General features: G+C 39.9%; 21 protein-coding genes. 6 read left to right on the top strand and 15 right to left on the bottom strand.

Features of this window, described 5'->3' with window-relative positions:
• Positions 1-3 precede the first annotated feature (3 nt).
• The 7 genes from OC25_RS16125 to OC25_RS16100 are packed head-to-tail and all read right to left on the bottom strand — an operon-like array spanning position 4 to position 3,735.
• Positions 4-456 (bottom strand): hypothetical protein, encoded by a 453-nt coding sequence (locus tag OC25_RS16125; protein ID WP_039478076.1) that lies wholly within the window; start codon positions 454-456, stop codon positions 4-6.
• Positions 453-887 (bottom strand): hypothetical protein, encoded by a 435-nt coding sequence (locus OC25_RS26975; RefSeq protein WP_052266250.1) that lies wholly within the window; start codon positions 885-887, stop codon positions 453-455. Before OC25_RS26975 ends, OC25_RS16125 begins: the two co-directional genes overlap by 4 nt.
• 1 nt (position 888) lies before the next feature.
• A complete protein-coding gene (locus OC25_RS16115) occupies positions 889-1,326 on the bottom strand; it encodes a hypothetical protein (protein ID WP_039478074.1) in 438 nt (145 codons plus the stop codon).
• Between the two features lie 2 nt (positions 1,327-1,328).
• Positions 1,329-2,537, bottom strand: a complete 1,209-nt coding sequence (locus OC25_RS16110) for an ABC transporter permease (RefSeq protein ID WP_039478072.1) — start codon at positions 2,535-2,537, stop codon at positions 1,329-1,331.
• The gene (locus OC25_RS16105) at positions 2,537-3,163 is read right to left on the bottom strand and encodes an ABC transporter ATP-binding protein (RefSeq protein ID WP_039478069.1); all 627 of its coding nucleotides are present in this window, start codon (positions 3,161-3,163) and stop codon (positions 2,537-2,539) included. The genes OC25_RS16110 and OC25_RS16105 overlap by 1 nt, the downstream gene beginning before the upstream one ends.
• Positions 3,156-3,320, bottom strand: coding sequence for a hypothetical protein (locus tag OC25_RS27960; protein ID WP_156131496.1), 165 nt, complete (start codon positions 3,318-3,320; stop codon positions 3,156-3,158). Before OC25_RS27960 ends, OC25_RS16105 begins: the two co-directional genes overlap by 8 nt.
• Before the next feature lie 19 nt (positions 3,321-3,339).
• Positions 3,340-3,735, bottom strand: coding sequence for a MerC domain-containing protein (locus OC25_RS16100; RefSeq protein WP_039478066.1), 396 nt, complete (start codon positions 3,733-3,735; stop codon positions 3,340-3,342).
• A gap of 86 nt (positions 3,736-3,821) precedes the next feature.
• Here OC25_RS16100 and OC25_RS16095 point away from each other — a divergent pair, with 86 nt between their 5' ends.
• Complete coding sequence (locus OC25_RS16095) at positions 3,822-5,030, top strand: GTP-binding protein (RefSeq protein ID WP_039478064.1); 1,209 nt, start codon at positions 3,822-3,824, stop codon at positions 5,028-5,030.
• A 409-nt stretch (positions 5,031-5,439) separates the two neighbouring features.
• On the opposite strand, the gene tyrS is transcribed toward OC25_RS16095, so the two are convergent.
• Together tyrS and OC25_RS16085 are read right to left on the bottom strand one after the other, a co-directional pair.
• Entirely contained in the window at positions 5,440-6,726 is a 1,287-nt protein-coding gene (tyrS, locus tag OC25_RS16090) for a tyrosine--tRNA ligase (protein ID WP_039478063.1), read from the bottom strand.
• Between the two features lie 61 nt (positions 6,727-6,787).
• Positions 6,788-8,080: a patatin-like phospholipase family protein gene (locus OC25_RS16085; protein WP_039478060.1), complete on the bottom strand. Its 1,293-nt coding sequence runs from the start codon at positions 8,078-8,080 to the stop codon at positions 6,788-6,790.
• A gap of 119 nt (positions 8,081-8,199) precedes the next feature.
• On the opposite strand from OC25_RS16085, the gene OC25_RS16080 reads away from it, so the two are divergent.
• The 4 genes from OC25_RS16080 (at position 8,200) to dapA (ending at position 13,406) form a co-directional block, all read left to right on the top strand.
• On the top strand, positions 8,200-8,871 hold the full coding sequence (locus OC25_RS16080) for an ACP phosphodiesterase (protein ID WP_039478058.1): 672 nt from the start codon (positions 8,200-8,202) through the stop codon (positions 8,869-8,871).
• 89 nt (positions 8,872-8,960) lie between these two features.
• The gene (locus tag OC25_RS16075) at positions 8,961-10,151 is read left to right on the top strand and encodes an ATP-binding protein (RefSeq protein ID WP_039478056.1); all 1,191 of its coding nucleotides are present in this window, start codon (positions 8,961-8,963) and stop codon (positions 10,149-10,151) included.
• Positions 10,152-10,268: 117 nt separating this feature from the next.
• Complete coding sequence (ligA, locus tag OC25_RS16070; protein ID WP_039478053.1) at positions 10,269-12,281, top strand: NAD-dependent DNA ligase LigA; 2,013 nt, start codon at positions 10,269-10,271, stop codon at positions 12,279-12,281.
• Between the two features lie 237 nt (positions 12,282-12,518).
• The gene (dapA, locus tag OC25_RS16065; protein WP_039478050.1) at positions 12,519-13,406 is read left to right on the top strand and encodes a 4-hydroxy-tetrahydrodipicolinate synthase; all 888 of its coding nucleotides are present in this window, start codon (positions 12,519-12,521) and stop codon (positions 13,404-13,406) included.
• Between the two features lie 96 nt (positions 13,407-13,502).
• On the opposite strand, the gene OC25_RS16060 is transcribed toward dapA, so the two are convergent.
• The 5 genes from OC25_RS16060 to OC25_RS16040 form a co-directional block, all read right to left on the bottom strand.
• Positions 13,503-14,348 (bottom strand): IS3 family transposase, encoded by an 846-nt coding sequence (locus OC25_RS16060; protein WP_245222031.1) that lies wholly within the window; start codon positions 14,346-14,348, stop codon positions 13,503-13,505.
• On the bottom strand, positions 14,348-14,869 hold the full coding sequence (locus tag OC25_RS16055; protein ID WP_039478048.1) for a helix-turn-helix domain-containing protein: 522 nt from the start codon (positions 14,867-14,869) through the stop codon (positions 14,348-14,350). Before OC25_RS16055 ends, OC25_RS16060 begins: the two co-directional genes overlap by 1 nt.
• Positions 14,870-14,980: 111 nt before the next feature.
• Positions 14,981-16,276, bottom strand: coding sequence for a DEAD/DEAH box helicase (locus tag OC25_RS16050; RefSeq protein ID WP_039478045.1), 1,296 nt, complete (start codon positions 16,274-16,276; stop codon positions 14,981-14,983).
• 187 nt (positions 16,277-16,463) lie between these two features.
• Positions 16,464-17,798 carry an MFS transporter gene (locus tag OC25_RS16045; protein WP_039478043.1) on the bottom strand — a complete coding sequence of 445 codons (1,335 nt, stop codon included), beginning with the start codon at positions 17,796-17,798 and terminating at the stop codon, positions 16,464-16,466.
• Between the two features lie 196 nt (positions 17,799-17,994).
• Positions 17,995-19,329, bottom strand: coding sequence for an APC family permease (locus tag OC25_RS16040; protein ID WP_039478041.1), 1,335 nt, complete (start codon positions 19,327-19,329; stop codon positions 17,995-17,997).
• 386 nt (positions 19,330-19,715) lie between these two features.
• On the opposite strand from OC25_RS16040, the gene OC25_RS16035 reads away from it, so the two are divergent.
• Complete coding sequence (locus OC25_RS16035; RefSeq protein WP_039478039.1) at positions 19,716-21,587, top strand: DNA topoisomerase IV subunit B; 1,872 nt, start codon at positions 19,716-19,718, stop codon at positions 21,585-21,587.
• Positions 21,588-21,783: 196 nt separating this feature from the next.
• On the opposite strand, the gene OC25_RS16030 is transcribed toward OC25_RS16035, so the two are convergent.
• A complete protein-coding gene (locus OC25_RS16030; RefSeq protein ID WP_039478037.1) occupies positions 21,784-22,809 on the bottom strand; it encodes a YihY/virulence factor BrkB family protein in 1,026 nt (341 codons plus the stop codon).
• Positions 22,810-22,815 lie beyond the last annotated feature (6 nt).

Raw genomic sequence — 22,815 nt, 5'->3', positions numbered from 1 at the left:
CAATTAAATAATGAGTTTGGCATTTTTAATTGTGATTGGCGGCGCATAGCTGGCATCTTTTTGTTCTAATTTCAGCGTGCCTTTTACCTTAATGGGCTTTTCGCTGTAAGGTATGGCACTTTCCATTTCAATCATGATCATTACCGGAATTCCATTTTGGCCGCAGAAGTAACATTGATTAATAGGTAATGTAGCCAATAGGAACTGCTGCTGCTTAGCTCCGCTTTTAATGGGAATCAAATACCCTTTTAATTCAAACTCTTTATTCTGGAATCTTTTTATGGTTTCGGAAAACAAAGGTAAAAGCTCGTTCTTTTCTGTTAGTTCGAATTTAACTGAGGCAATTACATCCCAGTTAAGCGAACGTAACTGATCGTTAGGATTGTGTTTTGGGTTCTGTGCCCTGGCTACAAAACAGGTAGCAAGCAAAGAAAAAATCAGCAATAGTCTTTTCATTTATGTACAGCATCTAACAGGAAAAAGGTTGACCGGCTATCCCCGGAATCGTTAATCTCCAGCTTTCCCTTAATTAAAACAGGTGCATCGGTCCATTTAATTGGCTTTAGCATTTTTACCTCTACCATAGATGGGATATCGCCTGTACCGCAATAAGGGCAGGAAGCAATGGGCACAATAGAGAGCATAAACTCTGTAAAACTGTTGCCCACCCTAGTTGGAATAATATAGCCGGGCAATTCAATAACTTTATGGTTTATGGCTTTTAACGCCGGCGGAAAAACAGCCTGCCAGACCAATGGCTTTACCTGTTTATCGAATTTTAAGCCAATCAGATTCCAATTGGCCGTACGCATATCGGCATGCACCTGAACCTGCGCCTTTGCTCCAAAAGAAACGAATAACAATACCCATAGCAACGCCATTCTCATATTACAACTGTTTAGCATTTAAGAGAAAAAATTCACTTCTGTCATCGCCCGAATCGTTAATGAGAAACAGGCCCCGCAGCTTTATTGGTTTTTCTGTTATCGGAATAGGGCTTAACATTTTAACCTGTATCATGGCTGGTATATCGCCAGAGCCACAATATGGACATGAAGCAATGGGCACAATAGAAAACATAAATTCGCTAAACCGCTGCCCTACTTTGGTTGGGATAATGTAACCTGGCAATTCAATTACCTTATTGTTTAGCCGTTTCAGTGCCGGCGGGAAAACGCTTCCCCATTTTCCGGGAGCAATTTCTGCATCGTAACGCAGGCCAATTACATTCCAGATTGGCGTGCGCATGTCGGTATGTACCCGAACCTGCGCAGCCACTAGCTGGAAACCTAAACATAAAACAACCAAACCAATTATTTTTTTCATCGTTACCTGGCCTTAGTAAGCGTATCAGCAATATCTACTTTGTAAATTTGTAATGCTGGTATTACCGAAGCCAGTACACCGGTAAAAAAGCCTGTAGCAATTAAATACAACTCTTGTGGTACGATAAGCATTCCGCTAAGCCTGGCCTGTGATGATTCCTGATAGCTCCCAATCAGCTCGAGTGAGGCATGGCCAATCAACAAACCCAAACAGGTACCTATAGCGGTAACCAGCAACCCATCCAACAACACCAGCAAAAACAGCTTAAATTTGGATGCACCTAAACAACGCATTACAGCCAAATCGTATTTACGTTCTTTCATGGCGTTGTACAAACTGATAAAAATGCTCAGCGCTGCAATGCCCATAATCAAAACAGCAAACCATTTTAACGTGTCTACGCCCACTCCGATTAAAGAAAATAACCTTGCACTTTCCATCGCTGGTGATGCAGCCTGCATATTGGTACTCTGGTTTACCATCCGCGGAAAAACAATAACCGACATAGGTGACCGGTACTGGATTAAAATTGAGGTAATCTGTTTGTTATTAATCTCTTTACTTTCAGTAGCCGAATGTTCATGCTCTTCTTCCGGCGCTTCGTGCATTTTGTAAACACTGCCTATATTGGTTAAGATCAGGTTATCGGTTATATTGCCCTGTGGTTTTAAAATGCCTTTTACTACGTAGGCATGCTGCTTATGAATATCACTATTACCCGTAAGTCCGTGGGCGCCGAAAAAGGTATCACCAATATGCAGTTTAGCCGTTAATGCTACCGTGTTACCGATAGTAACCTCCAGATCTTTTTTCCAGAAATTGCCACTTTGAAGCGACAAGCCATATAAGCCTGTAAAAGTGCTATCGGTACCCACAATGCGGTAACCATTGTAATTATCGCCCAGTGCCAGCGGAACAGCCCTTTTTACCATCGGGTTTTTCATTAACCGGTAAGCATCTGCCGCCGGAATGTTTCCCGTTGGGAAATCGATATGATAAATGCTGCTCATAATCAGTTGCAGCGGGCTTCCCTTTGCCCCTACAACCAAATCAATATCTTTTGCATTTTTTTCAAGCTTATCGCCAATTTGACTCGCTGCTAAAAAAAGTATGGTTAAAATACCTACCCCAAAGGCCACCAAAATGATGTTTAAAAGTGTAGTCAACTTATTTCTGTACAGGTTTTGGCTACTTATTTTGAAGATATTCATTACAGTAAATAGGTTTTAGTAATGTATTTACACACCCGCTGATCGTGTGTGGCGATAACCAGGGAAGCCCCGTTTGCCCTGGCCTGAGTGGTAAGCATTTCAGTTACCTGTGCAGCATTTACATCATCAAGGCTCGAGGTAGGTTCATCAGCAATCAGCAAATCAGGTTTATTAACCAGTGCACGTGCAACTGATACCCTTTGCAGCTGCCCCTGACTTAACTGAGCAGGATAGTTTTGCGCTTTATCGGCAATGCCAAGATCGTTTAACAGCGCCAGGTTATGTTCGCTATCTATTGGTACACCTGCCATTACGGCCGCCAGCTCAAGGTTATCGAGTACATTGAGCGACTGGATGAGGTGTGGCCTTTGAAAAACAATACCAATATTTTTTCCCCTGAATTGGTCCATCCTGCGTGCAGGCAAGGTATACAAATTGGTGTCATGGATAAAAACCTGCCCCTGGCTAGGTTTCAGCAATCCGGCAATGATGTTAAGCAAGGTACTTTTGCCACTTCCCGAAGCGCCCAGTAAAAGCCAGTGTTCCATATCGGCAATTTCCCAGTCGGGAAATGCAATTCTTCTACCCTGCTCATAAATATGAGCCAACGATGTAATGTTAATCATGACGGGTAACTTTTTCCAGGTTTTTAATTACCAGGTTTTTAATGGCATAGTGCCTGTATAGTGTCATGGCATCGTTAGTACCATGCTTACAGGCTGGATTGAGCACCGAAATAAACAACAGTGCCGGAATGAAAAGGAATTTAGGGCGCATAAGCATATCGCAAAAGGTAAAAGATTTAATGGTTATGGTTTACGGGGCAGGTTTTGAGTAGCCGGAGGTTAAGATAATGTGCCAATGCTATGGTAAATCCGCCAAGTGGAATCAAAACAGGCTCTAATACCTCCAGGCCCGAGAAATGCCCAAAAGCAATAAAAATAAAACCTAAAATAAGTACCACTATGGGTGTAATACGCTGATGTTGCTTTCTATAACCCGAGCTTAAGCTCCACACACCCAACACTAACGAAACGGCAATCATGGTAATTTCAACAGCCTCGTTAGCTAAAAAGCCCATCCCCCACATGGGTAAAACCGTAATTACAAAGGGAAGTGCCGCGCAATGTATGGCACAAAGTGTTGAGGCAGTGATCCCCAACCTGTCGAGGTTAATTTTATAGCTCCGCTGTTTCATCAATTTAAATTTAGTCGACAAATATAAAAGCAATAAAGTTGCATTTAAAATATTCAACGTTATATTTGCAACATAATTGCATTAACATGATAAAGAAATTACCAGTAACCGTATTAAGCGGTTTTTTAGGCAGCGGAAAAACCACCTTACTCAATGCCATACTGCAAAACAAACAGGACTTAAAAGTGGCTGTAATTGTGAACGATATGAGCGAAGTAAACATTGATGCTGCTTTGGTTAAAAACCAGCATACCCTATCTAAAACAGAAGAAAAACTGGTAGAAATGAGCAATGGATGCATTTGCTGCACCTTGCGTGAAGATTTGATGGTTGAAGTAGAAAAACTGGCTAAAGAAAACCGTTTTGATTACCTTTTGATTGAGAGTACCGGCATTTCTGAACCCATTCCTGTTGCACAGACTTTTTCATTCGTTGATGAAACTTCTGGTATTGATTTAAGCCGTTTTAGCCGTCTAGATACGATGGTTACCGTTGTAGATGCCTACAATTTCTATAAGGATTTCGGCTCTGCTGAAAAACTCGCAGACCGGAACATGACTGATGATGCAGCTGACAAACGCACCATTGTAAACCTGCTTACCGACCAGATTGAATTTGCCAATATTATTCTGTTAAACAAAGTAGATCTGGTAAGTGAAAACGATATCCAGGTTTTAAAAGCTTTAATTTCGAAGTTAAATCCCGGAGCCAAAATCTACCAAACCCTTTTCGGCAAGCTTGATCCGGCTTTAATTTTAAATACCGGGTTATTCGATTTCGAATTGGCAGCTGAAGGTGCGGGCTGGAAAAAAGAGCTTGAAGAAGTTCACCAACCAGAAACCGAGCAATATGGAATTAGCTCAATTGTTTTCCGCTCGAAAAAGCCTTTTCACCCGCAAAGATTATGGGATTACATTAATCATGAATTTCCGCAGCATATTATCCGCTCGAAAGGTATTTTTTATTTGGCCGCCATGCCAGACCAAGCCATTAATTTCTCTCAGGCAGGTGGTTCGCTGCGTATAGATCCTGCCGGCGTGTGGTGGGCCAGCATGAGCAAAAGCGAAAGGATGCAATATACAGATTACCTGGAGAACGAAGCAGAGATACATGCAGAGTGGGATAATGATTTCGGCGACCGCAAAAACGAACTGGTTTTTATTGGTCAGGAAATGAATAGTGCAGCATTGAAAGCATCGCTTGAAACCTGTTTACTTAGCCCGGCAGAGATCGCAGCTTATAAAATTGGTGGCAAGTTCGAAAATCCGTTTGAACGGGTAATTCCATACCAGTAATTATCAGATTAATTCAGCTTATAAATTAGAAATCGCGCTTTTTTATGCTCAGGATGCGTGAAAGAATAAAAACCGGCCATAATTAGTCGATTAAATGAACAAAATGGTCGTTTATTAATGGTATTCGCGATCAGGATATTGTGTAAGTTTGATTAATCCCAAACAAACTATAATATTATGACATCAACCAAGGACCAAACTGTTGTTACAGGCTGTCCGCCATGTCCGAAATGCAAAAATTTCGAGACATACAGAGTACCCAGAGGTTTTCTGTTTAAAATACTTATGCCTTGGGTATCGGTTAAGCGCTACAAGTGTTATAAATGCTTTAATAAGTTTTACGTAACCAGATAATACCATAACAAGAAAGCCGCTTTTAAAGCGGCTTTCTTGTTATTATTTTCCAGTATTATTCTGCAATTAAAAGGAAATAGTTTTTCTTTCCTTTCTGAACTACAATAAATTTATCATTAATCAGACTTTCCGCGTTAAAAACCTGCATCACATCTGCAACTTTTTCCTTATTCACAGAAACACCACCGCCCTGAATCAACTTCTTGGTTTCGCCTTTTGAAGGGAAAACAGCAGCTTTCTCTGCAAGCAAAGTAGCTGCATCAATACCAGCACTTAGTTCTGATTTCGAAATATTAAATTGCGGTATGCCTTCGAACATTTCCAAAACCTGTTTTTCTGAAAGGCTTTTTAAAAATTCTAAAGATCCGTTACCGAATAAAAACTCAGATGTTTTAATGGCTGTTTCCAAAGCCTCAACTGAGTGTGTTTTAATGGTAATATCTTCTGCCAAAGCTTTTTGCAAAATACGCAGGTGCGGAGCCGCATCGTGCTCTTTTTCCAGTGCCTCTATTTCTGCCTGGTTTTTAAGCGTAAAAATGCGGATCCATTTTTTCACATCATCATCTGATGCATTTAGCCAAAACTGATAAAATTTATATGGAGAAGTTTTTTCCGGATCTAACCAAACGGCACCACTCTCGGTTTTACCGAATTTAGTACCGTCAGCTTTTTTAATCAACTGAGTGGTAATGGCGTAGGCTGTTCCCTGATCTTTTCTTCTAATTAACTCGGTACCAGTAACAATATTTCCCCACTGATCTGATCCACCCATTTGTACAAGGCAGTTTTCGTTTTTCCATAAATGGTAAAAATCATAACCTTGTATCAGCTGGTAACAGAATTCGGTAAAAGATAAACCAGAATCACCTTCTAAACGGCGTTTAACGCTGTCTTTGGCCATCATGTAGTTTACGGTAATGTGTTTACCCACATCTCTGATAAAGGTAAAAAGGTTCATATCCTTAAACCAATCGGCATTGTTAACCATTACTGCACCATTTCCGCCTTCTTCAAACTTCAGGAATTTAGCCAGCTGCTTTTTCATCCCTTTCAGGTTATGCTCAATCATTTCAGGCGTTTGAAGATTACGCTCGTCAGATTTTCCTGATGGATCGCCAACCATACCCGTAGCGCCACCAACCAAAGCAAAAGGCTTATGGCCAGCATTCTGAAAATGGATAAGGGTCATGATTTGCGTCAGGTGACCAACATGCAATGAATCTGCAGTAGGGTCAAAACCAATATAACCAGAGGTCATACCTTCGTTTAACTTTTCTTCAGTATTCGGCATAATATCATGTAGCATGCCACGCCACCTTAACTCTTCAACAAAATTCGTCATTGTACAAACACTTTAATAATTGTGCGTGCAAAGATAAAATTTTAGCTTAGTTTAAAGCAAATTAGTTGGTTTTGGTAAACCAGTTCTTAAAATCGGCCTTTGCGGTCTCAAAATTTGCATGACCGATAAGGCAGTTGAGGCTGGAATTACTGCGAATAGATTGATTTGGAACCCCTTGCCCATTTAACCAGTTGTCGCAAAGCTTTTTAATCAGGGCAACTTCATCATCTGCAACCGCGTCCATATCCATCGCATTTAGCTTTGCATATTCATCTTGATTAATACCTGCAGGCAAATCCCAATGTTTACCGGTTGCATCGTCAATCAACACCGGCCTTAAAGCGGGATTCATGCGGATAAAATCAACCGGCTGAGCCGGCATGGATGGGTTCAGGATCATATAAGCCACAAAAGCAGCCGTATCTGGCGGATCGTTTAAAATACTTGTACCCATTTTTTGGATATCTTTAATCAGGCCCGGCGATTCGTGTTTAGCTTTAAGTTCATCGTACTTTACCGGAATTTCTTCATCATACTGCAATTGCGAAACCGATCCGGTACCGATAGAAAGTACCTGAACCTGCTCAATCTGATATTGCTCGCGGTTACAAATCGCTTCAGTAACGGCAACTAAAACCGGATTATTATTACCCGTTACGCCGCCATCCCAATAGTATTTGGGCTTATTGTTAACCAAAAATGTAGCGGGCTCATTAAAATAATTAACCGGCGCAGTACTTGAGGCATGAATGGCATCAACCAATGTTACCATACAATCAGAAGGACTTGCAGGCTGAGCAGGCAGTTTTTTCAGCTTACGTTCGATAACTGATGTCGCAGCCATACTATCACAATCAGACCTGAATAGTTCTGCCCTGTTGCGGTAATAATCGTATCCAATAATCAAAAACTGGGTTTTAATGGCTCCATTTGATGCAATATGCGCCGGGATATCCATCATATCGATTTTGGCAATTCCGGGTAAAATTTCCTTTAGGGCGAGGTGCTTTCGTTTAGTAGCATATTTCGCCCCGATTTTGAATATTCTGGCTATGCTGGACAATAAACTTTTTTCAAAAAAACTTAACCTCGAAAATACCTTATTCCTAAGTTTTGCATCATCAAAGATCTTTTCAATTTCAGAAAGCCGCAGGTTCTCGGCCATTGCTGCTGCTACCAAACTGCCACCGCTGTTGGCCGATACCAGATCAAATTCAGCTAAAACTTCATGTCCGGTAGGGTCGGGATTGTTAAAAGTTTCGGCGAACAGCTTACGCAAACATTTCACCTGGATAAGTGCCCAGGAACCACCGCCATCAAGCGATAAGATCCTGTAAATTTTAGCATTAGGCATGATGCATCAGTTTAAGAACACTTAAAGCTAGGCATAATTAACCTGCAAAACAATATGATTTTAGGGTCAATATTTCCAATTCGGGTTTTACAACAGATCAGAAAATATTACCTTGCAATATGAACTTTCTATCCCATTACTATTTCGACAGGTCAAATCAGGATGCCAATGTGGTAATGGGAACGGTTTTACCCGATTTAATTAAAAATGCCCTTAAGGATGCCAACCTGTATCCTCAGAAAAACGAATTTCTTTTTAAGGGTAATCCAGAAGAGGAAAGCCTGCTTAAGGGATGGAAAAGGCATTTAGAAGTCGACTTATATTTCCACTCCTCTACTTTCTTCTTTGAAAAAACGGCAATACTAAAGCAGCTGATTAAACCCATTGTAGAAAATACGCCCATCCGCCCTTCCTTTTTGGCACATATTGGCCTGGAATTATTGCTCGATCATTTGCTGATTGAACACAACTTGATTCAGGTAAATCATTTTTACGACCACCTGAATGCAGTTAAAAAAGATTCGCTAACCAGCTTTCTCGGACATTGCGGTTTAAAAGACCAAACCGTTTTTTTTAAATTTCTGGAAGGTTTTATTAGCAGTAAGTACTTGCTGAGCTATCAAAAACTAGACAATATCAGTTATGCCCTAAACCGGATTTGCATGCGTTTATGGCCAGAAACCTTACACGAAAAGCAGCTACAGGAACTTACTTTTGAACTGGTGGTTTTTAAAGAAATTTTGCAAAAGGATTTTATGGTAATTTTTGAGGAGATTGAGGGCAGAATATAAAAACCGCTTTTTACAGAAAGCAAAAATTAACTAAAAATGCTTTTTATATTTAACAAAATATAGTATTTTTGCTTAATACAAAAAGCAATATGGAAGAATTATTATTGGAATTCCAAGCCAGTTTAATGCGTGTGTCTTTGGATTTGCAACGTTATCTTGTTGATAGAATCGATTTAAATAATCGCTTAATTGCCATTAAAGGAGCAAGAGGAGCGGGAAAAACCACCTTGCTTTTGCAAATTGCAAAACTACATTTACCCCAAAAATCAACACTTTATGTAAGTTTAGATCATATTTATTTTTTTAAGCATAAACTTTATAATTTGGCTAAACAATTTGTCCAATTCGGAGGAACAAACTTACTACTTGATGAAGTTCACAAATATCCCAATTGGTCGAGAGAGATAAAATTGATTTATGACAATTTCCCTGAGCTTAATCTCATTTTTACTTCGTCTTCGATGCTCGAAATTTATAAATCTGAATCTGATTTAAGTAGAAGAGCAATAACGTATTATCTGAAAGAATTGTCTTTTAGAGAATTTATCGCTTTTGAATCCAAAATAACACTTCCGATTTACTCTTTTCATGAAATTTTAAAAAATCATAATGCCATTGTAGCAGAGCTTCTAAAAGATATAAAGCCATTGCCATTATTTGAAAAATATCTAAAAACAGGAGTTTACCCTTACTACAAAGAAAATGAGGACCTTTATATCCAAAAACTCCAAAACACGATAAATCTCATCATCGAAATAGACATTAATGCAGTTGAGGATTTAAATTATGATACCCTGATAAAATTAAAAAAACTACTTATCAGCGTAGCTTCAAGTGCGCCATTTACGCCTAACATAACTAAATTGAGTGAAAAAATAGGTATTTCACGTAATACACTTGTCCAGGGTATAAAAATTCTGGAACGCGCCGGATTGGTTAATGAACTATACAAAGATACATCTGGCATTGGCGTTTTAACCAAACCAGAAAAACTCTACCTGAACAACAGTAATTTGATGTATGCACTGGCAAAAGAAAACATCAATATTGGAAATGTAAGAGAGACATTTTTTTTAAACCAGTTCAGAGGTTTACACGAAATAAACCATTCGAAAGTTGCCGATTTTATTGTTGACAAAATCTATACATTTGAGATTGGAGGAAAAAACAAAACAAAAGAACAAATTACCGGCGTAGAAAATGCTTATGTTGCGAAAGATGGCATTGAAATCGGTTTTGGAAACATCATCCCTGTCTGGCTTTTTGGCTTTATGTATTAGAACCGGTTATTCATCAATTCTCAACCATTAACCCAATATTCTTAAGAAAAAATTGCTGAGGTCATTTTTTTGTATATCGAAACCTAAAAACCCTCTCATCCTTTTTTATATTTGTAAATGTCCTTAACAGCGATACAAAAAGAAATGGATGCCCTGGTTGCCGAGCTCAACCAGCACAATTATAATTATTACGTACTGGCCATGCCTACCATTGGCGATTATGAGTTTGACAAAAAATTAAAACACCTTCAGGAACTTGAACAAGCAAACCCTGAGTTTGCCGACCCCAACTCTCCTACTCAACGTGTTGGTGGCGATGTGACCAAAAATTTTGTGACCGTTAACCATAAATATCCCATGCTTTCGCTGGGGAATACTTATAACGAGCAAGATCTGCGCGATTTTGATGAGCGGATCCGTAAAGCCATCGGCGATAATTTCGAATACGTTTGCGAGCTAAAATTCGATGGATTATCCATCAGTCTTACTTACGAAAACGGCAAACTTGTTAGAGCGGTTACCCGTGGCGATGGTACCAAAGGAGACGATGTAACGGCTAACGTTAAAACGATCCACACCATTCCCCATCAGCTTAAATCAGTTATTGCACCCGAGCATTTCGAAATACGTGGTGAAATTTTTATGCACAAAGCAGCCTTTTTACGTTTAAATGCTGCGCGTGAGGAATTAGGAGAAATTCCTTATGCCAACCCGCGCAATTTTGCTTCGGGCACCATAAAAATGCAAGACAGTAAAGAAGTGGCCAAACGTCCTTTGGATGGCTTTATTTACTTTCTATACACCGATAAGCATGAGTTTAAAAACCATTGGGATAGCCTGAATGCGGTAAAAGAATGGGGCTTTCATGTGTGTGAGCACAACCGATTGGTTTCCAATATTGATGCTGTGCTCGATTTTATTCATCATTGGGAAGAAGAACGTTTTAAACTCAGCTACGATATAGATGGCATTGTAATTAAGGTAAACAGTTTTGCACAGCAGCAGGAGCTTGGCTTTACGGCCAAATCGCCACGTTGGGCCATTTCTTACAAATACAAAGCTGCCGAAGTTGAAACCGTTTTAGAAAAAGTAACCTACCAGGTGGGCAGAACCGGTGCGGTAACACCGGTAGCGAATTTAAAACCTGTTTTACTGGCTGGCACAACGGTTAAACGCGCTACTTTGCACAACGCCAATGAAATTGAACGTTTAGACCTGCACCTGGGCGATACCGTATTTGTAGAAAAAGGTGGCGAAATTATTCCCAAGATTATAAAGGTTAACCTGGATAAACGCTTGCCAGACGCAGTTAAAGTAAATTATCTGCACAACTGCCCTGAGTGCGGTACCGAGCTCATTAGAAAAGAAGGCGAAGCGGTACATTACTGTCCTAACGATGAAGGTTGTCCGCCACAGATTGTAGGAAAAATGCAGCATTTCATCTCACGCAAGGCGATGAATATTGATGGACTGGGAGATGAAACCATTGAAACCTTTTACAAAAACGGCCTGGTAAACCACATTAGTGACTTATATGCGCTTTACCAAAAGTCCGATCAGCTTAAAACCCTCGATCGTTTTGGTGAGCGCTCCATCGACAATATGATTGCAGGTATTGAAAAATCGAAAGAAATGCCTTTCGAAAAAGTACTTTTTGGCCTCGGCATCCGTTATGTGGGCGAAACCGTAGCTAAAAAACTTGCTGCCGGCGTTAAAAATATCGATAACCTATCGAAGGCTACGGTTGAAGAATTGATTGCCATTGATGAAATCGGGCAGCGCATTGCAGAGAGTATTGTTGAGTATTTTGGAAAATCTGAGCATTTACAGCAGGTAGAATTATTAAAATTAGCCGGATTACAGTTTGAAATTGAAGAAAAGGTAATTACACTTGATAGTGACCGACTTATTGGAAAAACATTCGTAATTTCGGGCGTTTTTGAAAACTATAGCCGCGATGAGCTAAAAGATATGATTGAAGCCAATGGAGGCAAGATTCTAAGTGGTATTTCGGGCAAATTAAATTATCTGGTAGCGGGCGACAATATGGGACCATCGAAACTGGAAAAAGCGAATAAGCTCAATGTGCCTATCATCAGCGACGCAGAACTTTTAGAAATGATAAAATAAATAGTTTACCACAAAGACACCAGGAACACAAAGTTCTTGAAACAAACATTCTAACTGCTTAAAAAAATAAAGGGCGGCATAAAAAGGGTTATAAACGGCTATTTTTAAAAAATAAAACCTTAGTGTCTTTGTGACTTAGTGGTAAAAAAACATGTTATAAAAAACAACTTATAACAAAAGAATAAAACCTCGCTACCTTTGTGGTTCCGTGGTAAAAACAAAAAAGTAAATTATATAATGAACAAATTTCAGGGTACTGGTGTAGCGTTGGTTACACCTTTCAACACAGATGGATCAGTTGATTATAATGGTTTAAAAAACCTGATTAATCATTTGGTAGACGGAGGGATAGATTACCTCGTTTCTTTAGGTACAACCGGCGAAACTGCCACTATGACCAAGGACGAAAAGAAGAAGGTGTGGGCCTATACTGCTGAAATTAACGATAACAGATTGCCTTTAGTTGCCGGAATTGGTGGCAACAACACTTTGGCCGTAGCCGAAGATATGAAAACCTTTGATACTGCTGGCTATAGTGCTATTTTATCAGTTAGTCCGTACTACAACAAACCTACACAAGAAGGTATTTACCAGCACTACAAACATCTGGCTGAAGTATCTCCTTTAGATTTGATTTTGTACAATGTTCCCGGGCGTACCATGAGCAACATGAGTCCGGAAACCACCTGCAGGCTGGCACACGATTTCAAAAATATCATTGCCACAAAAGAAGCTTCAGGTAGTTTTGATCAGTTCAATCAGATTATGCGAGATAAACCAGCAGATTTTCTTTTAATCTCTGGTGATGATCCGATTACCTTACCTATGATTGCCCTGGGTGCCTCGGGTATTATTTCGGTAATCGGAAATGCTTTACCTAAACAACTTTCTGATATGGTAAACCAATGTTTAGCCGGCGATTTTAAAGGTGCTACACCTGCTCATTTAAACCTGATTGAGTTTACCCGCCTGGCTTTTGCAGAAGGAAACCCTGCAGGTATTAAAGCTGCATTAAAACACATTGGTGTTTGTGGTGATACGGTTAGATTACCTTTACTTAAAGCTTCTTCGCAACTTGAACAGTTGATTGTTAAAGAAATCGAAAAACTGAGTGTTACAGCTTAAAAAAGCCTTCTAATGGATAAAATATCCAATCTGAGAATGGTATAAATAAAAATCCCTTTGAGTTATTTTGGACTGCCCCCAAAAGTTTAGACAAACTTAACAATTAATTATTTGGATGTGAGCTCGGTATTCAACCGGGCTCATTCCTTTTAGATTCAACCTAATCCTATTGTAGTTATAGTAATCGATGTACTCATCAATATCATTCTGTAACACCTCTACTGACAAGTACTTTTTGAGATAAAACATCTCAGACTTCAGCGTACCAAAAAAGTTTTCTATTACAGCATTATCAAGGCAGTTACCCTTTCTTGACATGCTTTGAATAATTCGATTCTTCCGCAGAATATCTTGATAATCCTTCATCCTGTATTGCCATCCCTGGTCCGAGTGCAGTATCGGTTTTGCATTCTTTGGCACCTTTTTCAATGCCCTGTCCAGCATGCCGGTAATTTGCTCAAAATTCGGTCTGAGAGACTGTGAATAGCTTATAATCTCTCCGTTGAATAAATCGATTATTGGAGATAGATACAGTTTTTTACCAGCTACACTGAATTCGGTTACATCAGTAGCCCATTTTTCAAACGGTCTCTCTGCATTAAACTTCCTCTTGAGTATGTTGGGTGCAGTCTTACCTTCTTCTCCTTTGTAGGATCTATATTTCTTAAGCCTGATAATACTTTTCAGCCCCATCTCACCAGTTAGCCTCAATACGGTTTTATGATTGATCTTATACCCTTCCTTTTTTAGTTGAAATAGCATTCGCCTATAGCCATACCTACCCTTATGCTGCTTGGAAAGCTCAATGATGCGTGTCCTGATCGCTTGGTACTTATCAACCACCTTATTACGCTTCATATAGTAATAAAATGAACTTCTCGCAATATTGGCGGTCTCCAAAAGTATGGAGAGATCAAACCTCTTCCTTAATCCATGAACGATCAGAGCTTTTTGTTTTTCTTTGATTCTTCTTTCTGGATTAAGGCTCGTAACTTTTTTAAAAACGCGACCTCCGCACGTAAACGCTTGTTTTCTTCCAAAACTTGTTCATGCTCTGTCAAGGTTTTTTCCGGTGCTTTTTTCGAAATCTTTGGCTTCATAAGACGTTTTTTTCCTCTTGTTTCCTCTGACAGCCCCTCGGCCCCACCAGCCGCATATATCCTCAACCAGTTGGATAGTACGCTATTGGATCTAATGTTAAACTGGAGACAAGCCTCTCTCAAAGATACTTGATTGTCGATAAAGTAGCGGATAACTTCGAGTTTATTCTCTAAAGAATAGACCGTCGAATGTGGTCTAAGTCCAGCTTCTCCAAAGCGTTTATAGAATTGCATCCACTGACGGATCATACGCTGTTCAAGACCATTTTCTCTTGAGATGCTCGACAGAGATTTATTTCTTTTTAATACCTGATTGACGATAGTCAATTTAAATTCTAAGCTGTGCTTAACTTGTCTACTCATAAAAATGCCCCCATAAAGTGTCTAACTTTTTGGGGGCACTGCAGTAATCAATTCGGGGTTTTTTATATATAATCGAGCTTTAGTCTTTATGCTTTGGTCTTTCAGCTCAAGTTAGTCTCTTTTTCTTCTGTTGCCGCCAAATCTCCTGTTGTTGCTGGCGTTACGAGGTTTGCCGCTCATGTTGCCATCGCCGCCTTTTTTACCGCCACCACCTTTAGATTGAGCCTGAGGTTTGCGTTTAACCTGGTTTTTAGCCAGCATTTTTTCCCAGGTTAGCGGGTAAGGATGGTCATCAACAACCGGAAGTGTAATTTTAATCAGTTTCTGGATATCCAGTAAGTACTCGTTTTCTTCTGCATCGCAAAACGATATGGCAATTCCGTTTGCTCCTGCACGCCCTGTACGGCCGATTCTATGCACATAAGATTCGGGAATATTCGGTAGCTCGAAGTTGAAAACATGCGATAACTGATCGATATCGATCCCACGTGCAGCAATGTCAGTAGCTACCAAAACACGGATTTTCCGGTCTTTAAAATCGGTTAGTGCCCTTTGTCTGGCATTTTGCGATTTATTACCGTGGATGGCAGCCGCTTTAATACCTGCATGACCTAAATCTTTAACAATCCGGTCTGCACCATGTTTGGTACGGGTAAATACCAGGGCAGTTTGAATATCTTTATCTTCTAAAAGGTGAATCAGTAATTTCTTTTTATCAGGTTTATCTACAAAATAAACCGACTGAACGATGGTTTCAGCAGTAGAAGAAATAGGGGTAACCTCAACTTTAGTTGGGTTAGATAAAATCGTATTGGCCAGTTTCTGAATTTCATCAGGCATAGTAGCCGAGAAAAACAAAGTCTGGCGCATTGCAGGTAATTTAGCCACCACTCTTTTCACATCGTGGATAAAGCCCATATCCAGCATACGGTCGGCCTCATCTAAAACGAATAGGTCAATCGTATTCAGGTTGATAAAGCCCTGATTCATTAAATCGAGCAAACGACCTGGGGTGGCTACTAAAATGTCAACTCCTTTTTTTAGTGCTTCTACCTGCGAAAACTGATTTACACCTCCAAAAATTACCAGATGGCGAAGGTTTAGATTTTTTCCATAAGCTTTAAAGCTTTCCTCAATCTGGATAGCCAGCTCGCGGGTTGGGGTTAAAACCAAAGCTTTAATGTTTTTGTTGACTTTGGTATTCAGGTGTTTTTCGTGTAGTAATTGCAGCATCGGAATAGCAAAAGCCGCTGTTTTTCCGGTACCGGTTTGCGCACAACCCAATAAATCTTTTCCTTTTAATATGGTAGGAATAGATTGCTCCTGTATAGGCGTAGGTTGTGTGTAACCCTCAGTCTCAAGCGCCTTTAAAATTGGCTCAATGAGGTTTAATTCTTTAAATAACATGTATGTTTTTGTGTAATATTTTGTGTTGAAGAAGCTAGAACAATCATTTGTTGAAGGACTAACTTGCGGATTGCTTTAAATGATAAAGAAATTCTGCTTCGCCGCAAAGATAGGTAAAATATGTGATATGGCAGAGATTGTGGCGAATACTAACGCTAAACGCGAACTCCAAACGCTAAACTCCAATTTACTTTTCCTCTTTAAACCTGCTAAAAAACAGCAATGCAATTAAGCAAAGCCCAAAACCTACAATTCCGTTGAGGCGTAGCCCAAAATCATTACCCGGATCTTTGCCATAAATAGTAAGCATGGCAAAAATGGCAATCCCCAGCGTTTGGCCCAGTTTTACAAACAGGTATTTTACGGCGAAGAACATTCCTTCGTGGTTTTCGCCGGTTTCTAAAGTATCTCTTTGGGCAATATCGGCTAATATCGCGGTAGGTAAAATACCCAGTGCAGCCAATGGAAACGAAGCCGATAAAACGAGCATATAAATTTGGGTATGCGGACCGAAAGGCAATTTGCCCAGAAAAAAAATAGTTACGAAAATGAGGCACAGTACCCCAAATGCGAGCAGTACAAAAGGTTTTTTGCCAATTTTAGCCGAACCAAAGTTAACCAGCGGATAGAACAGCAACGAAGCAAACACCATCGATGCCATAAATTTTCCTCCCTCTGATTCGTGCAGGCCTAACAAAACGGTGCAGAAGTATAACAAACCACTCGAAATAATGCTCAACGCAGTGTAAAAGGCAAAATCAGAAATCAGGTAATATTTAAAGTTGCTGTTTTTAAAGGTGTTTTTCATGGCTGCCCAAAGCGGCACATGGCTCGGTTTGGCCACCGAAAAATCTTTCTCATTGATGAAAAAAACGGGTAGCAACATCACCAGTCCAGAGAGTGCACATAAACCCCAAATAGCCATTTGAACAGCTTCGCTACGGTTGGCAACCTGAAAATGATCTTGTACCAAATCGGCAAAATTATTGGCGCAGGCCGATAAAATAATTCCGATAACAAAACCCACCTGCTGGTAGCTCGAAAGTTTTACTTTTTGTCTTGGTGTGTTGGTTACTTCGGCCAGTAAAGCATTATATGGAATGATGTAGGTAGTAACCGATACAAAGAACAGGCAAAGGGTAATGGTTAACCACCAGGCATTGTGCAGGCTTTCTGTTTTTTGAATGGGGTAAAAAACCAGTCCACAGAAAAGCATCGCAGGTATAATGGCCCACTTCATGAAAGGCATGCGCCTACCTTTTTTATTGGTGCTGGCATCGCTCTTAGCGGCAATAAATGGGTCGTAAAGCGCATCTACCAGTCGGCCTGATGCAGCAATGATGGAGAGGATGTTAAAAGCTCCGAATAAAACAAGCTGCGGCACAAGCGGAGGAAGACCAGCATTACTTGGCGGCAGATAGAAAAAAGGAAGCATGACGATGATAATGTTCGTCATCGTGCTCCAGCCAATCATACCGGCAGCGTAAGCAATTTCTTGTTTCGGCGAGAGTGTTTTGTTCATTAATTATTTTTAAATTCCTTTATATGTTTTGTAAATCAGGTTTATTATTTCTGTCTGCCTTACGATATTAAACCCGACAGCAGTGGAAATCCTTTTTTGCCCCGAACGTAGTGAAAGGGCCAAAAAGATTGTAACGAATGGCGGGACTATTGTAACCGAATAGCACTGTAACTGCTTTTCAAATAAATATATAGTTTTATTTTTTAAATAACCTTCCGATAAAATAGATTCCCAGAAAGCCAATAAAAATATATAAACCATTTAGTGCAGCATTGGGATCGTCGGCATAAATGCTGAGTGCCACAAAAGTATAAGCTGCAATAAATATAATAGGCAATATAGGATATAAAGGAACAGTATAGATGGTTTTTTTATCAAGATGTGCAGTTCTTTTGCGCAGGATAAAAATAGTGGCTGCAGAACTTGCCATACTGATGCTTTCTAAAAATATGGTGTAGTTTAAAATCTTATCAAAGGTTTTGGCGTAAAAGATAATCACCACTGCAATAACCGTAAAAACGGTTAAACTTAAGGTAATTACCTCTGTTTTTTTATTCATGCTGCTAAAAACTTTGGGTAGTGCACCTTCTTCGCCCATGGCAAACATGGCCCGGGGATTGCTCAACAGGTTTACGTTAACATAACCCATTACCGAAAAAAAAATAATTACCGAAAGGGCATTAAAACCTGCTGGTCCAAATATTTTAGCGGCCAATATGGCTGCAATACTTTCTGCCGATTTCAATTCTTCGAACCCAATAACCTTAACATACACGTAATTAATGGCGAGATAGAGGATAACAATAATGGTTAAACCAATAATAATTGCCCGTGGGATTACCTTTTTAGGTTCTTTAACTTCGCCACCAAAATTGATGGTTTGCGCATAACCTGCGTAAGAGAATGAAACGGCAATTAAACAAAGTCCCAGAGCTTTGCCATAATCGGCCCAGTTGGGTAATGCACCACTGGTAGTTTTAAAAACGGGCAGGGCAGTTTGGGTGCTTCCACCAAAAAACACGGCGCAAATGAGTGTTAAAATCATCCCGATTTTAATAACCGTTAATACATTCTGGGTTTTCGAACTGGCTTTTAAACCGAGGAGATTAATAAAATAGAACACCAGAATGGTAGTAATGGCTATGGCCACCCTGTAGGTTTCGTTTTGTATGGCCGGTGGCAGAATAATCTTACTCAGGTATTCTGCCCCAATAATAGATATGGCCGCCACCGATGCCGCACTCGAAATAATCACAATACAATTAATGGCAAAGGCGATGGATGGATGGTAGGCCGCTGAGAATATTTTGTAATAACCACCTGTTACCGGAAAACGCGAGCCGATTTCTGCATAGGTTAATGCCCCACAAAAGGCCACAAAACCACCTATAAACCAGGCAAGGTAAAACAACTCCGGAATTTGTGCTTTGGCGGCCACATTTACCGGCGTGCGGAAAACCCCCATACCAATAACCAGACTTACCACAATCATGGATAAATCGAATAGCGAAAGCTGCTTTTTCTGTTGCATGAATAACTTGTTAATGTGGGATGAAGATAGGGAATTATGTAATAGGTGAGAGGTATATTAGTTGATGGTTAATAGTTAATGGCTGGATAATAATACAATACCTTTTAATAATCATTTTGTAACACATTTTTTTCGCAAATAGGCTATTAACTATCAAACTATTGACCATCGACTAAAGCATTTGCTCCATTGTTTGTATGTTGAAACTTTCTTTTGCTTGCCTCACAGAATAAATCTATTATTGTATAATATTTTTGAAAACTGTAAAACAGCATCAGATTTATTCCTACAACAATTATCAATTTGATTAAAAGGTAACTGAGCCACCGGGCTTTGTTACGACATAAACCTGAATTGGTTTTCAATTGATAAACAGATAAGACATTATGGCAGAAGTAATTTATAACGACGACAGTATCCGCTCATTGGATTGGAAAGAGCACATCAGGTTACGTCCGGGTATGTATATCGGAAAACTTGGTGATGGCTCTGCACAGGATGATGGTATTTATGTTTTGTTAAAGGAAATTGTAGATAACTCTATTGATGAGTTTGTGATGGGAACCGGAAAAACCATTGAGATTACACTTTCTGAGCAAAAGGTAAACGTACGCGATTATGGTCGTGGTATTCCATTGGGTAAAGTAATCGATTGCGTAAGTAAAATCAATACCGGGGGTAAATACGATAGTAATGCCTTCCAAAAATCGGTAGGTTTAAATGGAGTGGGTACCAAAGCAGTAAATGCATTGTCGACCAGCTTTACCGTTCAATCGTACCGCGATGGAAAAACCAAGAAAGTAGAATTTTCTAAAGGCGAAATTGTTATCGAAAATCCGGTAATTGATACTACACAGCGCAATGGTACAGCCATTACTTTTTACCCTGACGAAAGTATTTTCAGAAATTACCATTATATCCCTGATTTTGTGGAAAGCATGGTTTGGAACTACGTTTTCTTAAACACAGGCTTAACCGTAAATTTCAATAACCAGAAATATTTTTCGGAAAGAGGTCTTTACGATCTGCTTTCTAAATTTAATAAGCCCGAAGAAATCAGGTACCCGATCATCCACATGGTTGGACCCGATATCGAAATTGCGATGACCCATGGTCAGCAATATGGCGAAGATTACCATTCGTTTGTTAACGGCCAGCATACTACACAGGGCGGAACGCACCAGGCGGCTTTCAGGGCGGCAGTGGTGAAAACCGTTCGTGAGTTTTTTAAGAAAGAATTTGATGCTTCGGATGTGCGTTCGTCGATTATTGCCGCTATTTCTATCCGTGTGCAGGAGCCCGTATTCGAATCGCAGACTAAAACCAAACTGGGTTCTCAGAACATGGGGCCTGAAGGACCTTCTGTAGCTACTTTTATTAACGACTTTGTAAAAAAAGAACTGGATGATTATCTGCACAAAAATCCTGATGTTGCCGATGCCTTGTTAAAAAGGATTATGCAGTCGGAGCGTGAGCGTAAAGATATTGCGGGTATTAAAAAACTGGCTAATGACAGGGCTAAAAAGGCTTCGTTACACAATAAAAAACTGCGTGATTGCAAGGTACACTTTAACAGCACGCACGAAAAACGTTACGAAACTACCTTGTTTATTACCGAGGGTGATTCGGCTTCGGGTTCGATTACTAAATCGCGTGATGTGGATACCCAGGCTGTATTTAGTTTAAAGGGTAAACCGCTAAACTGTTACGAGCTGACCAAAAAAGTGGTGTACGAAAACGAGGAGTTTAACCTTTTGCAACATGCTTTAAATATTGAAGACGGTTTAGATGGCTTGCACTACAACAATATTGTTATCGCTACAGATGCCGACGTGGATGGTATGCACATCCGTTTGCTGATGATGACTTTCTTCCTGCAGTTTTTCCCTGATCTGGTAAAAGCAGGTCATGTTTATATTTTGCAAACACCACTTTTCAGGGTGCGTAATAAAAAGGAAACGATTTATTGCTATAGCGACGAAGAGCGTAAAAATGCGATAGAGAAATTGGGTAATAAACCAGAAATTACCCGATTTAAAGGGCTGGGAGAGATTTCTCCGGATGAGTTTGGCTTGTTTATCGGAAAAGATATCAGGCTCGATCCTGTGATTTTGAAAGATCAGACCATTAAAAGCCTTTTAGAATATTACATGGGTAAAAATACACCAGACAGGCAGCAGCATATTATCCGGAACCTGCGTATAGAGAAGGATGAGGTGGCAGAAGAGCCGAAGGTAATTACAGAAGAAGTAGCATAATATAAGGAGTCGGGTTTTAAAAGCCCGACTTTTTAGTTATGGACGTTCCTTACTGGTTGGTGTCGCACCAACCAGACTAGCTGCTTATTTGTTCCCTGTTTCGGTCGGTGCGACACCAACCGATAGGATAATCTAAATAAAGACATTCTACTGGTTGGTGTCGCACCGACCAGCTTAGCCATTATACCATTCACTTTTAATCTTTCGGCAGGTTAACGGTATCTTCAGGATGTTGAGGTGGCAAAACATCTACTTTCTTTTCTACAATGGTAATTTTGGTAAATACCGCATACTTACTGGGTGAAATACCGCCATCAAACTTTTCAGCGTAAGCCTGTGTAAATTCTGCGCCAAAATAGAGGATAATAGAAGTGTAATAAATCCACAACAAGATAATGATAATAGAACCTGCTGCTCCAAATGCAGAAACGGTACTTCCTTTTTCGATGTAAATACCGATTAAATATTTGCCCAGACTAAACAACACTGCAGTAAATAATGCGCCAATAATGGCCGATTTCCATTTGATGTTTACATCGGGTAGCACCTTAAAAATAATGGTAAATACCGCTGTTACCGCCAAAAGTGTTAGCGCATTGTTTAAAATGTAAATGATCAGGGCCATGGTATCATTAGCAACCGGAATCACATCTTCTACCTTACTTTCCGAAATCAACGAAACCAGTTTATCGCCAAGCCCAACTACAATACTGTTAATTACGAGTGAAACCAGGAGCAGGAAACCCATGGATACAATGAGCGAGAAGGAGAGTAACCGGTTGGTGAGCATTTTGATCCAGCCCTTTTTGGGCATGGCCTTAACTTTCCAGATGAGGTTAATGCTGTCTTGTATTTCGATAAAGATAGCAGTAGCACCAATAATTAAGGTGCCGATACCGATAATTAAACCGATGGTAGATTGCCCGGTTTTATTCGCATGATCAACAAAGCCCTGTATCTGGGTAGCTGCCGGCTTTCCAACCAATTCGGTAACTTCCACAAAAAATTTGTCTCTTGTTTGCATTTTGTCGCCAAAAAACAACGTGGCAGCCGAGAGTACAATAATAATGAGTGGTGTAAGCGAAAAGATAGTGTAATATGCCAATGAAGCACTCAATTTCATTACCCGATCTTCCATAAAGCCTTTACCTGCAGCTATAAAGAGGTGATAAATGGCAACGAAAAAATATTTGATCTTATGTAATACTCTTACTCTTTTCATCTAAAA

The sequence above is a fragment of the Pedobacter kyungheensis genome, from assembly GCF_000812965.1.
Taxonomy (GTDB): domain Bacteria; phylum Bacteroidota; class Bacteroidia; order Sphingobacteriales; family Sphingobacteriaceae; genus Pedobacter; species Pedobacter kyungheensis.
This window is presented reverse-complemented; position numbering and strand designations above follow the sequence as displayed.

Bases quoted from the DNA above. Each gene is read 5' to 3' on its own strand.
- OC25_RS16110 (WP_039478072.1), bottom strand. From the start codon at position 2,537: ATGAATATCTTCAAAATAAGTAGCCAAAACCTGTACAGAAATAAGTTG.
- OC25_RS16045 (WP_039478043.1), bottom strand. From the start codon at position 17,798: ATGAACAAAACACTCTCGCCGAAACAAGAAATTGCTTACGCTGCCGGT.
- OC25_RS16075 (WP_039478056.1), top strand. From the start codon at position 8,961: ATGGAAGAATTATTATTGGAATTCCAAGCCAGTTTAATGCGTGTGTCT.
- tyrS (WP_039478063.1), bottom strand. From the start codon at position 6,726: ATGACGAATTTTGTTGAAGAGTTAAGGTGGCGTGGCATGCTACATGAT.
- OC25_RS16085 (WP_039478060.1), bottom strand. From the start codon at position 8,080: ATGCCTAATGCTAAAATTTACAGGATCTTATCGCTTGATGGCGGTGGT.
- OC25_RS16050 (WP_039478045.1), bottom strand. From the start codon at position 16,276: ATGTTATTTAAAGAATTAAACCTCATTGAGCCAATTTTAAAGGCGCTT.
- OC25_RS16080 (WP_039478058.1), top strand. From the start codon at position 8,200: ATGAACTTTCTATCCCATTACTATTTCGACAGGTCAAATCAGGATGCC.
- OC25_RS16100 (WP_039478066.1), bottom strand. From the start codon at position 3,735: ATGAAACAGCGGAGCTATAAAATTAACCTCGACAGGTTGGGGATCACT.
- dapA (WP_039478050.1), top strand. From the start codon at position 12,519: ATGAACAAATTTCAGGGTACTGGTGTAGCGTTGGTTACACCTTTCAAC.
- OC25_RS16115 (WP_039478074.1), bottom strand. From the start codon at position 1,326: ATGAAAAAAATAATTGGTTTGGTTGTTTTATGTTTAGGTTTCCAGCTA.
- OC25_RS27960 (WP_156131496.1), bottom strand. From the start codon at position 3,320: ATGCTTATGCGCCCTAAATTCCTTTTCATTCCGGCACTGTTGTTTATT.
- OC25_RS16040 (WP_039478041.1), bottom strand. From the start codon at position 19,329: ATGCAACAGAAAAAGCAGCTTTCGCTATTCGATTTATCCATGATTGTG.
- ligA (WP_039478053.1), top strand. From the start codon at position 10,269: ATGTCCTTAACAGCGATACAAAAAGAAATGGATGCCCTGGTTGCCGAG.
- OC25_RS16030 (WP_039478037.1), bottom strand. From the start codon at position 22,809: ATGAAAAGAGTAAGAGTATTACATAAGATCAAATATTTTTTCGTTGCC.
- OC25_RS16125 (WP_039478076.1), bottom strand. From the start codon at position 456: ATGAAAAGACTATTGCTGATTTTTTCTTTGCTTGCTACCTGTTTTGTA.
- OC25_RS26975 (WP_052266250.1), bottom strand. From the start codon at position 887: ATGAGAATGGCGTTGCTATGGGTATTGTTATTCGTTTCTTTTGGAGCA.
- OC25_RS16055 (WP_039478048.1), bottom strand. From the start codon at position 14,869: ATGAGTAGACAAGTTAAGCACAGCTTAGAATTTAAATTGACTATCGTC.
- OC25_RS16035 (WP_039478039.1), top strand. From the start codon at position 19,716: ATGGCAGAAGTAATTTATAACGACGACAGTATCCGCTCATTGGATTGG.
- OC25_RS16105 (WP_039478069.1), bottom strand. From the start codon at position 3,163: ATGATTAACATTACATCGTTGGCTCATATTTATGAGCAGGGTAGAAGA.
- OC25_RS16095 (WP_039478064.1), top strand. From the start codon at position 3,822: ATGATAAAGAAATTACCAGTAACCGTATTAAGCGGTTTTTTAGGCAGC.